Annotated in this window: 8 protein-coding genes and 2 pseudogenes; 4 read left to right on the top strand and 6 right to left on the bottom strand. The window is 57.4% G+C overall.

Annotated elements, in window-relative coordinates; genetic code table 11:
- Positions 1-48: 48 nt before the first annotated feature.
- From rnd to GTU79_RS15900, 5 genes and pseudogenes are all read right to left on the bottom strand, one after another.
- Positions 49-1203 (bottom strand): ribonuclease D, encoded by a 1155-nt coding sequence (rnd, locus tag GTU79_RS15880; protein ID WP_203521234.1) that lies wholly within the window; start codon positions 1201-1203, stop codon positions 49-51.
- A 115-nt stretch (positions 1204-1318) separates the two neighbouring features.
- A pseudogene (gene fadD / locus GTU79_RS15885) lies at positions 1319-2984 on the bottom strand (long-chain-fatty-acid--CoA ligase FadD).
- Positions 2985-3133: 149 nt separating this feature from the next.
- Positions 3134-3742 carry a Slp family lipoprotein gene (locus GTU79_RS15890; RefSeq protein WP_214513126.1) on the bottom strand — a complete coding sequence of 203 codons (609 nt, stop codon included), beginning with the start codon at positions 3740-3742 and terminating at the stop codon, positions 3134-3136.
- Between the two features lie 60 nt (positions 3743-3802).
- A complete protein-coding gene (gene tsaB / locus GTU79_RS15895; RefSeq protein WP_203521233.1) occupies positions 3803-4504 on the bottom strand; it encodes a tRNA (adenosine(37)-N6)-threonylcarbamoyltransferase complex dimerization subunit type 1 TsaB in 702 nt (233 codons plus the stop codon).
- A 119-nt stretch (positions 4505-4623) separates the two neighbouring features.
- Complete coding sequence (locus GTU79_RS15900) at positions 4624-6525, bottom strand: DNA repair helicase YoaA (RefSeq protein ID WP_203521232.1); 1902 nt, start codon at positions 6523-6525, stop codon at positions 4624-4626.
- 524 nt (positions 6526-7049) lie between these two features.
- Here GTU79_RS15900 and GTU79_RS15905 point away from each other — a divergent pair.
- A pseudogene (locus GTU79_RS15905) lies at positions 7050-7395 on the top strand (RidA family protein).
- 69 nt (positions 7396-7464) lie between these two features.
- Here the strand turns inward: GTU79_RS15905 and GTU79_RS15910 are convergent.
- Complete coding sequence (locus GTU79_RS15910) at positions 7465-7722, bottom strand: YoaH family protein (protein ID WP_203521231.1); 258 nt, start codon at positions 7720-7722, stop codon at positions 7465-7467.
- 164 nt (positions 7723-7886) lie between these two features.
- On the opposite strand from GTU79_RS15910, the gene pabB reads away from it, so the two are divergent.
- The 3 genes from pabB to GTU79_RS15925 all read left to right on the top strand — a co-directional run bounded on the left by pabB (position 7887) and on the right by GTU79_RS15925 (position 11698).
- On the top strand, positions 7887-9257 hold the full coding sequence (pabB, locus tag GTU79_RS15915; RefSeq protein WP_203521230.1) for an aminodeoxychorismate synthase component 1: 1371 nt from the start codon (positions 7887-7889) through the stop codon (positions 9255-9257).
- 13 nt (positions 9258-9270) lie between these two features.
- Positions 9271-9828: a CoA pyrophosphatase gene (locus GTU79_RS15920; RefSeq protein ID WP_253073309.1), complete on the top strand. Its 558-nt coding sequence runs from the start codon at positions 9271-9273 to the stop codon at positions 9826-9828.
- 508 nt (positions 9829-10336) lie between these two features.
- Positions 10337-11698 carry an L-serine ammonia-lyase gene (locus tag GTU79_RS15925; protein ID WP_203521229.1) on the top strand — a complete coding sequence of 454 codons (1362 nt, stop codon included), beginning with the start codon at positions 10337-10339 and terminating at the stop codon, positions 11696-11698.
- Positions 11699-11728 lie beyond the last annotated feature (30 nt).

Consider the following 11728-nt stretch of genomic DNA (forward strand, 5'->3'; position numbering starts at 1 on the left):
CCCGTCCTGAATTCCCGGCACCGGCTTGTCGCTTACCCTTACGCTACGTTACAGTACAGAGCTTGTCGCGTCTGTTTCACCGTCTCTCGCGAGTAGTTCCCGCAGCGCAACGCCAAAGAGCTGTTCACGCCAGCCGCTCAACAGTTCCGGCGATTTTTGATCGGGAATCAGATGCCAATGCCAACTGAGCAATTGATTGATTTGCCGCCTGGACGCCAATAATTCCACGCTGAGCCCCGATTGCTGACTGACCTGCAGAATGAACTCCTTGATCCTCTTGAACAGGGCTCGATAGCCCGGCTGGTCGATAATGTTTACCAGCGGCGCCGGCCACTGCTCCTCCGGCAGCGCCGCCGTTTGCTGCACCAGGCTCAGCAGCATTTTGCCATGGTAACGGATTTCCGGCCCGCTTAAACCCAACTGATCCAGTTCACCCAGGGAACCCGGCATATAACGCGCCACCTGCCACAGGTTTTCTTCCCGCACCACAAAATTCACCGCCATGTCCCGCTCGCGCGCCTTGCGCAAGCGCCAGGAGGCCAGTTTTTGCAAGCACGCCAGCTGGCGGGTACGTAATTGCCAGGCATTACCGATATCGCGATAAGCCAGTTCGGGATCGACAATCTCCTGGCGCCGCCGGCATAGGGCTTCGCACTCATGCCGGGCCGCTTCGCTCCAGCCTGCCTCGGCGGTTTCCTCAATCAGGCGCGCGGCCATCGGCAGCAGCCAATACACATCCGCGGCGGCATATTCGCACTGCTTCTCGCTCAGCGGACGCGCCAGCCAGTCGGTACGGGACTCGCTTTTATCCAGCACGACCTGCTGATACTCCGCCACCAGGGCGGCGAAACCACAGGAAAGAGGCCGGCCGTTAAAGGCGGCCAGAACCTGGGTATCGACCATCGGCGTCGGCAATTGGGAAAACGCATGCAGGAACACTTCAAGATCTTCGCTGCAGGCATGAAGAATCTTAACCACTTCCCTATCTGCCAGTAAATCGACAAAAGGCTGCCATTGTCCTATCGCCAGCGGATCGATAAGGGATAAATTCTGGCCGTCGTAGAGCTGGATCAAGCCTAACTGCGGATAGTAGGTTCGGGTACGGACAAATTCGGTATCGAGCGCAACCCGCTCGTGGCGCCGGGCAAGTTCGCAGATTTGCTGTAAATCGATATCGGTGGTGATCAATCGGTAATTTAACACTGCTCTCTCTTACTTAAGTTCTAATAACAAAAAAACGCCGACGGTATCATTCGATACCGCCCACGTTAAATAGAATTTATCCCGGCGGCCTTCCGCCGCCAAGAACGGTTACCGCTCATCGGTCTTGTTCATCGCGTAACTGTTTGCGCAGTATTTTACCGACGGCGGATTTGGGTAGTTCAGTGCGAAATTCCACCCGTTTCGGCACCTTATAGCCGGTGAGGAACAGTCGGCAGTGGTCCAGAACATCCTTACCGGTGAGGGTAGGATCTTTTTTCACAACATAGAGTTTTACCGCCTCGCCCGTGTCATCGTTGGGAACACCTATGACCGCCGCTTCCTTGACCTTGGGATGGCGGCTCACCACGTCTTCGATTTCATTGGGAAAAACATTAAAACCTGACACCAGAATCATGTCTTTTTTACGGTCCACGATACGGATAAAACCCTGTTCATCCACTGTAACGATATCCCCGGTAGAAAGCCAGCCGTCTTTAAGCACCTCGGCTGTGGCCTGCGGCTGGCGCCAGTAACCCGCCATCACCTGGGGTCCCTTGATCAATAACTCGCCCCATTGCCCGGCCGCCACATCATTTCCTCCCTCATCCACCAGACGAATATCGGTGGACGGCACCGGCAGGCCGCTGCTGCCGCTAAATTGCCGCAAATCATAGGGGTTGCCCGCCACCAGCGGCGAACACTCCGTCAGGCCATATCCCTCGATGATGGCGTCACCGGTCAGGGCCTGCCAATTCTCGGCCACCGTCTTTTGCAGCGCCATGCCGCCCCCCACCGATAGGTGCAGAGCGGAAAAATCCAGCCGGCGAAAGTCCTGATTATGCAGCAGGGCATTAAACAGGGTATTGACTCCGGTGATGGCCGTGAAACGATAGCGCCTCATCTGCTTTATCGCGGCGGGCAAATCCGGGATTGGTAATCAAGAGATTACAGCCGCCCACCGCCATGAACAGCAGGCAATTGATCATCAGAGCGAAAATATGGTAGAGCGGCAGCATGGTCACCATAAGCTCGCTGCCGGCGCGCAATATCGGTCCATAGGCCGCCTGGGTCTGCGCCAGGTTGGCCAGGATATTGCGATGGGTGAGTATGGCGCCTTTCGATAGGCCGGTGGTGCCGCCGGTATATTGCAAAAAAGCCAGATCCCCGCCGGTAATGGCCGGCGGAACAAACGGCATGTCCGCTCCACGGCGCAATGCCCGTCGCAGGGGGATGGCATTGGGCAACCGGTACGCGGGCACCCCGCCTTTCAGGTATTTCACGGCAATATTTACCAGTGCGCCCTTAAGCGGCGGCAATAAATCGCCGACCCGGGTCAAGAGCACGTGCCTGATCGGCGTATCCATCAACACCTGTTCGAAGGTATGGGCAAAATTGGCCAAAATCACAATGGCGACGGCGCCGCTGTCGGTTAACTGATGGCGCAGCTCTGGAGGGGTATAGAGGGGATTAACGTTTACCGCCACCATCCCTGCCCGCAGTATGCCCAGCAGTGCAATGGGATATTGCAGCAGGTTGGGCATCATCAGCGCCACCCGATCCCCCGGCTGCAAACGTAATCCCTGCTGCAGATAGGCGGCGAAAGCCCGGCTTTGCCGCTCCAGGTCGGAAAAAGTCAGCTGCTCGCCAAGGTGTATATAGGCCGGCAAGTGCGCGAAACGCGCTGCTGAATGCTCAAAAAGCGCCGGCAGCGTCTCGTAAAATCCCGGATCAATTTCAGCCGGAACATCCGCCGGATAACGGGTTAGCCACACTCGGTCCAGGGCTCGCCCGGAGGGATTGCTGGTGGTGTTCATCGCAGGCTCATCGTACTTTATGCCATAATCCTAATGATAACCCAGCGGTAGCAATTATGTTAACGGGATGCCTATATTGAGCGCCCTGTCACTTTCAACCTCCAGCCCTGAGGGGTTTATTCGGTGAGTATGGTTTCGACCCGTGCATCGCCGCCGTAATATCCTCCCCAGCCCATACCACCGTAGCCCCAGCCGCGATCGTATGGACCGCCCCAGCCCCAGGGCGTCAGCGGCGGTCCCATGGGCGCAACGACCTGCTGCGCCAGCTGCCAGCGTTTGTAGCCCCCGGCCTGTATCACCACATAATCATACGCGGCCTGGTCGATGGTTCCTTTCTCGGTACCGGTAATCGGCCCCACTACCGTTACCCGCTGGCGGTTGAAATCCGTCGGTTCGAGAAAGCCCGGAATATACGCGACGATGCGGCCGATGGAAGGCTGATGAATCATGGGTCGTGCGCCGTCATCCAGCGGCACGGTGGCGATTTCCAGGCGGGTGCGTCCGCTCAGGTTGTCTACTTTGACAACCTTGCCGCCAAAACGCGACTCCTGGCCGACATACAATGCCGGGGCGTTCATGACCCGCACCAGATCCTGCTGCGGATTGGCCGAGTTGCCCCGGATGGATTCCGGCACGGTCACACAGCCCGTCAGAACGAGGACCGACGCCGCCGATAACAATACCGCCAGGCGCAACAAATATTTCACTACCGGTGCAACAGACATACGACAACCCTTTTGCAATGCTTAACCTTTATGACATGCGGCTGGGACATAAGTTGCCGCCTAATCCCGGCCCGGAAGTTTTTTCCACGCCACTTCGTTACGTAGATACGTGGGTTGCGTGAGTTCAACCGGCAACGCCTCGCCGTACCGCAGGCTTTGCGCCGCCAGAGGCAGCATATCGGCGGCATGAGGTAAGCTTATATTGCCGTTCAGGATTTGCAATTGCGCGGACTCCACTAACGCGGGATAGGTTTCCCAACCGGTGCCGGCGCTGGCCCACAGCCCGCGAAGCCCTGCCACTGACACAGCCAGCTGCTCGGGTTTGATCACGACCTCGCTTTCTTCGCCCTGCCAGCGGCCGTCGCTATCGCGCCGATACGCCGCCCAGTAGACTTCCCCCATGCGCGCGTCAATGGCGGCGAATACATTTTCGATACCGGTTTGCCGCCAGGCGCCCTGCGCCAGCGCCGCCAGGGTAGAGATGCCCAGCATCGGCAAATCGGCCCCCAGCGCCAGACCCTGAGCGATCCCTATCCCGATCCGCACGCCGGTAAAACTGCCCGGCCCGCGGCCGTATGCCACCGCGTCAAGCTGCGGCAACGCGATACCGGCCTCCGCCAGCAAACTGTCCACCATGGGCAAAATGCGGCGGGTATGTTCCCGTGGACAAATTTCAAAACGCGCGGTGATTTCGCCGTCCAGCCAAAGAGCGGCGGAACAGGCTTCGGTTGCGGTATCAAGGGCTAAAATTCGCGTAGACATGCCAAACCTCAGGCGGGAAAAAAAACGTTATACCCATCATATTTCGCGGGTATATGACCTAAAACGGGTCTGCATAATAGCATAATCCCGCGGGACCTATCGTGAAAACGCACAGGCCGCTAGCGGTTTTGCAGAAAATCGATGGCCCGCTGCAGTGAACGGGTACGGGGGGCCGGCGGCAGGCTTTTAAGAAAGATCTCCCCATAGGGCCGGGTCACCAGACGCTGATCGCAGATAATCAGCACCCCCCTGTCATCACTGTCACGAATCAACCGGCCCACACCCTGTTTAAGGGCTATCACCGCTTCCGGCACCTGCACCTCGATAAAAGGATCGCCGCCGCGCAGCTGGCAATCCTCCACCCGTGCCTTCAATAAGGGATCATCGGGGGACGTAAAAGGCAGTTTATCGATAATAACGCAGGATAGCGCCTCTCCACGCACGTCCACTCCTTCCCAAAAGCTGTTGGTGGCCACCAGCAAGGCGTTACCGGCGGTCACGAACTGCTCCAACAGCTGGCGCTTGCCGGTTTCGCCCTGCAGCAGCACCGGCAACGTCAGCGCGGCGCGGAACTCCGCCGCCAGGTCCCGCATCATCTGATGGGAAGTACAGAGGAAAAAACATCGCCCGCGGTTGGCCACGATGACCGGTATCAGCATGCGCGCCAATTGCACCGCCGCGCCGCGCTGATTGGGTTCGGGTAAAAAACGCGGAACGCACAGCAACGACTGGGAGGCATAGTCAAAAGGACTTGCCAGCAGGAGGGTCCTGGCATCTTCCAGTCCTATACGCCGGGTAAAGTGATCTAATCGGTCGTTTACCGATAGGGTGGCGGAGGTGAAAATCCAGGTTCCCGCCTTCTCGCCCATAACCTCGCGAAAGCGATCCGAGACCGATAGCGGCGTCAGGGCGAGGATAAAATGCCGGGCGTTGCATTCGTACCAATAGCTGAAGCCCGGCTCCTGAATGTTTTTCAAGCGATTGAGACGAGTACGATACAGCGCGGCGCGCTCGAAAGCGGCATCCAGTAAAGCCGACCGCCCAAGAGCCAATTTGGCCACGTCGTGGCATAATTCCAAGGCATCATCCAGCAGCAGCAGAGCGCGCTGCAGGGAGGGTTGCGCCAGCACATCGCGCAGATTGCCGCGAAAGCCCGGCTCACCCAAAGCCAGCCGGAAATCCTGGGTGCGAAACGTCAATTGATCGGCGCTCTTTTGCAACTGAGCCATATCCCGCAGGTCGGTACGGTAGGCCAGGGTCATATCCCGCGCCAAATCCGTCAGTTGCCGGCTGGTGAGCTGCTGACCGAAATACTGGCTGGCGATATCCGGCAGCTGATGCGCTTCATCGAATATCATGACGTCGCCCTGGGGAATCAGTTCACCAAAGCCCCCTTCTTTCACCACCATGTCCGCCAGGAACAAATGATGGTTCACCACGATGACATCGGCATCCATGGCGTTACGACGCGCTTTCACCACAAAACACTCTTTGTAGAGCGGGCAGTCGCTTCCCAGGCAGTTATCATTGGTGCTGGTGACCAAAGGCCACACCGGACTGTCCTCCGGAATGCCGCTGCAGGTAGCGATATCGCCGTCGGTGGTTCGGGACGCCCAACCGCGGACTTCCGCCAGCTCCCCCAGGGTCTCCGGCGCCACGTTGCCTCCCGCCAGGGTTTGCTGCTCCATCCGTTCCAGGCAGAGATAATTAGACCGCCCTTTCAGCAAAGCGGTAACGCCCAGATATTTCAGCGCCGCGGCGACCTTCGGCAGATCGCGGGCATACAGCTGATCCTGTAATGCCTTCGACCCGGTGGAAATAATCACTTTGCGTTTAGCACGCAGCGCCGGCACCAGATAAGCGTAGGTTTTACCGGTGCCGGTGCCGGCTTCCACTACCAACGGCTGGTGGTTTTCAATGGCTTCTTCAATCGCTTCGGCCATCAGGCGCTGCGACTCGCGGGGTTTAAAACCGGTGATGGCCGCGGCCAACGCGCCTTCCGGCGCAAAATCATCTGTCACACTGACTCTCTGTGGTTCGGTTGCTGGCGGATTATGCCAAGTAAGGGGGCTGGAAACCACTATCTACATTCAATTATGGCTGTGGTCAAATAAGCACTACGGCGGGAGCCGCCCCCCTTTGCGGGAGCTCGAGACAATTTAAGCAGGCTGTTTCAGCGCCATATATCCCTTATCGCCAGCCGGACCATGTAAAGCCGATCATAGCATTTATCACTGATGAAAACGACAGATGATTGGAAGGATGAATACGCCTTTAGCAAACGAGTTATCGATGCAAATTCAATAGCGCAGACAAAAACAAAAATTTTAAATCCTTCAAACATGATTTTCAAATATGCAAGTCTATTATCATTACGGTTCCACAAGGATCATGTATAAAAATTATTAAAATAGCACAGGTAATATTTAATTCATGATAAAGCCCAGATCCTATATTCTGATTACATCCGTTTGATACGCAGCTTCCAAGGGCGTAGCACTATGCTATGCTCTGCCGACTCTTTACTGCCAAAAGGCGAGCAGCTGTGAATATTCAACGAATAGATCCCGGCCCCAGGATGTCGGAAGCGGTCATCCATAACCAGACGCTGTATTATACCTGCGTACCGGAAAATCTGGCCGGCGATGCGGGCGAACAGACCGCCGACGCGCTGGCGGTTATCGACAGAATGCTTAAACAGGCGGGGTTCCCATAAGACCCGCCCGCTGGACGTGACGATTTTTTTGGCCGATGGCGATGATTTTGCCGCGATGGATGCGGCATGGAACGCCTGGGTCGTGCCGGGCTGCGCACCGGTGCGCTGTACCGTCGAGGCCAGGCTGATGAACCCGCTTTATAAGGTTGAAATCAAGGTCATCGCGGCTATTTGAACCACGATTGACAAGCAAGAATCGGCGTTAAACCAAACCGTGCCGGGCGGATGGCGCCGGTACCCGGACTCAGAACTCCTCCTTCTCGTCCACGTCCCAGCTGTTGTCGGGCTGGGCCGCGTTGTCAGCCTCGTCGTCGGCCGGTTCGTCATCTTCGTCGTCATCCCAGCGTATCGATACCCGTTCACCGGTATGATTGGCGCGAATTTCGGTGGACACCTGCCGGATGGCTTCGCCGCTGCTCATACCTTCAGCCATTAATTCCTGGATGCGTTCAACCGCCTGCTGCTGCTGTTCATGGGTTAACGCGGGCATATCGGTGAGCATGGTGTTTCTCCAGAGAGGGATCCGGACGTTATTGTCTCACGTTGGCAACCGACGCGCCAATCAATGCGCCTGCGCCGAACAATGCGCTTTATGTTAGGCCCGTGAACCGCTATCATTCCCTTCGCTTCGTCCGGCGCGCTCAGCCGGCAAATTGGTTGGAGCCTATGACGACACCGCAATTGATTGATTTACCCTACCACCCCGATGCTTTGGTGACGCTTTTCGCCCCTTACTCCTCACGGCCGTGGTCGACCCTGCTTCATTCCGGTCACGCCGACCATCCTGACAGCCGTTTCGATATCATGTCGGCGGATCCTGTCGCCACTCTGGTCACCCGCGGAGACAGCACGGAAATATCCCGCGCCGGGAGGACCTACAGCAGCGCCGCCGATCCTTTCGCTTTGGTGCGACAGGAGCTGGACGCCGCCGGTATCCATACCGCCCCCCTGGACAATCTGCCGTTCCTCGGGGGCGCCCTGGGCCTGTTCGGCTATGATCTGGCGCGCAGGCTCGAGTCGCTGCCCCAGCGGGCGCAGCAGGATATCCGGCTGCCGGATATGGCGGTGGGCATTTATGACTGGGCGTTGATAGCGGATCATCATCTTCGCCGCCTGACGTTGGTTTGCTACAGAGATGCCCCCCGGCGGCTGGCTGAGCTTATGTCCTCCGTGAGCGGACCAGCGGCACCGTTCAGGCTGACGACGGCCTGGCGGGCCAATATGACCCGTGAACAGTATGGCGAAAAATTCCGCCGGGTTCAGCAGCATTTGCTTGCCGGCGATTGTTACCAGGTATGCCTGGCGCAACGTTTTAGCGCCGCTTACAGCGGGGACGAATGGCAGGCGTTTTGCCATTTGCTGTCATTTAACCGCGCGCCGTTCTCCGCATTTATGCGCCTGTCCGGCCATGGGGTGCTCAGCCTGTCGCCGGAACGCTTTTTGCAGCTGCGCCACCGGAAGATCCAGACCCGGCCGATAAAAGGCACCCTGCCCCGTCTGGCGGACCCGGAGTCGGATCGTCTTCAGGGTGAAATCCTGGCGGCATCGCCGAAAGACCGGGCGGAAAATTTGATGATTGTGGATTTACTGCGCAACGATATCGGCCGCATTGCGGTACCTGGTAGCGTACGGGTGCCGGAACTGTTTAAGATTGAAGCTTTCCCGGCGGTACACCATATGGTCAGCACCATCACCGCCGAACTGCCCGCCGGTTGCCATCCCTGTTCCCTGCTGCGCGCCTGTTTCCCCGGCGGATCCATTACCGGCGCGCCCAAGGTGAGCGCAATGAATATCATCGACGCCCTGGAGCCGCAACGGCGCAACGCATGGTGCGGCAGCATCGGTTACGTGAGCTTTTGCGGTTCCCTTGACAGCAATATCGCCATTCGCACGCTGCTCACCGAGGAGCAACACATTTTTTGCTGGGCCGGCGGCGGCATTGTGGCCGACAGCGACGAAGAGGCGGAATATCAGGAAACATTATCGAAATTGGCCACTATCTTACCGCGACTGGAGACGTTGAATGCCGTTGAATGACACTGGACAAGTTTTGACATTGGCCGATTTCATTACCCGTTTTCAACTGCAGTTGCCCCGCTACAGCGAACCTGCGCGCAATGTCCGCCAGGCGGCGGTGCTGGTGCCGATTATCTGCCGGCCGACCCCCACCATGCTGCTGACGCGGCGGTCGGCGGCGCTGCGTAAACATGCCGGCCAGGTGGCTTTCCCGGGGGGTTCCGCTGACCGGGAGGATGAAAACCTGATTGCCACCGCACTGCGGGAAGCCTGGGAAGAAGTTTCCATTCCCCCCCGGTCGGTGCATATATTGGGACAACTGCCGCCGGTGGACAGCAGCAGCGGTTTCCAGGTCACGCCGGTAGTGGGGTTGCTCCCCGCGGATACCTGCTTTAACGCCAGCCTGGACGAAGTAGAAGAGATGTTTGAAATGCCGTTGAACCAGGCGTTATCGCTGGCCAGCTATACTCCGCTGCAGATTTTGCGGCGCACCCGGCAGTTACAGGTCTATTTTTCCTGGTACCGCAGCCATATGGTGTGGGGAATGACCGCACAAATCCTTTACCGCCTGGGGCAGCATATACAGCCCTGAAACGGCGCCGCGATCCCCGTCACGCCCCACTGAAAAACCGCTTCCCAAATATTTTTTTCACGTTAAAATCCTCTGCGTAATCCATTTAATACAGAATATAAACCCATTTATATTTTATTATTTGGTTATTTATATTACTTATTCATGTTTTTTTTCTCTTGGAGTTGTCGCTAAGATGCCGGGACCAAACCCAGGAAAGTCAAACGGATGAATGTGAACATTGTAAGAAAGACGCTGAAGTTAGGGCGCGTTCACATTAGCCACGTTCGGTCTCAATTCCCTAAAGGAGTGGCTAGAAACGCAGCTTCAGCGCTGGTAGACCGAGATAAATGATACCTAGTCCATTAGATTTTATCATGTGAAAGTACGAGCCTGTTTCGGCTTGAGTCATTACAATTAAGGCATTGCCGCCAGACGTGTATATCGCAGGTCATGGGTTCGCAGACATAGCGATGGCGGAGGCCGTGGAGAGCGACGCTGTGAAGGCAGGCGTTGTGAGGAGAGCAGCATGATAAGCGTTTTCGACATGTTCAAAATCGGCATCGGGCCGTCCAGTTCCCATACCGTGGGGCCAATGAAGGCCGGTAAACAATTCGCTGACGATCTGGCTGCGAAACAGCTTCTGGGGAGTGTCACCCGGGTGGCTGTTGAAGTCTATGGCTCGCTTTCGCTGACGGGTAAAGGCCACCATACGGACAGCGCCATCATTCTCGGCCTGGCGGGCAACCGGCCGGATACGGTGGATATCGACGCGGCGCCGGCGTTCATTCGCGATGTTGAGCAGCGTCAGCGCCTGCTGTTGGGCGGCACTCATGAAGTGGATTTCCCGCGCCGGGGCGGCATGATTTTTCACAACGACTGTATGCCGCTCCATGAAAACGCCCTGCGGATTCTCGCTTATGCCGGCGAGGAATGTATTTACAGCCAGACCTACTACTCGGTTGGCGGGGGATTTATCGTTGACGAGGCCCACTTCGGCCAGCCGGTGCTTGATATCATCAGCGTGCCCCATCCGTTCGATAGCGCCCAACTGCTGCTGGAACAGTGCAAAAGCACCGGCCTCTCCTTATCCGGTCTGGTCATGCAAAACGAGTTGGCGCTGCACAGCCGCGAGGAAATCGGTGATTATTTTGCCGCTGTCTGGCAAACCATGCGCGCCTGTATCGACCGCGGACTGAATACCGAAGGGGTGCTGCCCGGTCCGCTGCGGGTACCGCGCCGGGCCGCGGCCTTACGACGCATGCTGGTGTCGTCGGATAAACATTCCAACGACCCCATGGTGATAATTGACTGGGTGAATATGTTCGCCCTGGCGGTGAACGAAGAGAATGCCGCCGGCGGCCGGGTCGTTACCGCCCCCACCAACGGTGCCTGCGGCATTGTGCCGGCGGTTCTGGCCTATTACGATCATTTTATCGAGCCGGTGACGCCGGAAATACACCAGCGCTATTTTATGGCCTGCGGCGCGATCGGTATTCTCTATAAGCTGAACGCCTCGATTTCCGGCGCCGAAGTCGGCTGCCAGGGAGAAGTGGGCGTGGCCTGCTCCATGGCGGCGGCCGGCCTGACCGAATTGATGGGCGGCAGCCCGGAGCAGGTATGCGTGGCGGCGGAAATCGGCATGGAGCATAACCTGGGGTTGACCTGCGATCCCGTGGCCGGGCAGGTTCAGGTGCCATGCATCGAACGCAACGCCATCGCCTCGGTGAAGGCCATCAATGCGTCGCGCATGGCCTTGCGGCGTACCAGCGCTCCCCGTGTATCGCTGGATAAAGTCATTGAAACCATGTATGAAACCGGCAAGGATATGAACGCCAAATACCGGGAAACCTCCCGCGGCGGTTTGGCAATCAAGGTCCAGTGCGACTGAGTGCGTCGAGAAGAAGACCCAATGGGTCTG

This window comes from Sodalis ligni (assembly GCF_016865525.2).
Classification (GTDB): Bacteria; Pseudomonadota; Gammaproteobacteria; order Enterobacterales; family Enterobacteriaceae; genus Acerihabitans; species Acerihabitans ligni.

Bases quoted from the DNA above. Each gene is read 5' to 3' on its own strand.
- GTU79_RS15890 (WP_214513126.1), bottom strand. From the start codon at position 3,742: ATGTCTGTTGCACCGGTAGTGAAATATTTGTTGCGCCTGGCGGTATTG.
- tsaB (WP_203521233.1), bottom strand. From the start codon at position 4,504: ATGTCTACGCGAATTTTAGCCCTTGATACCGCAACCGAAGCCTGTTCC.
- GTU79_RS15910 (WP_203521231.1), bottom strand. From the start codon at position 7,722: ATGCTCACCGATATGCCCGCGTTAACCCATGAACAGCAGCAGCAGGCG.
- pabB (WP_203521230.1), top strand. From the start codon at position 7,887: ATGACGACACCGCAATTGATTGATTTACCCTACCACCCCGATGCTTTG.
- GTU79_RS15925 (WP_203521229.1), top strand. From the start codon at position 10,337: ATGATAAGCGTTTTCGACATGTTCAAAATCGGCATCGGGCCGTCCAGT.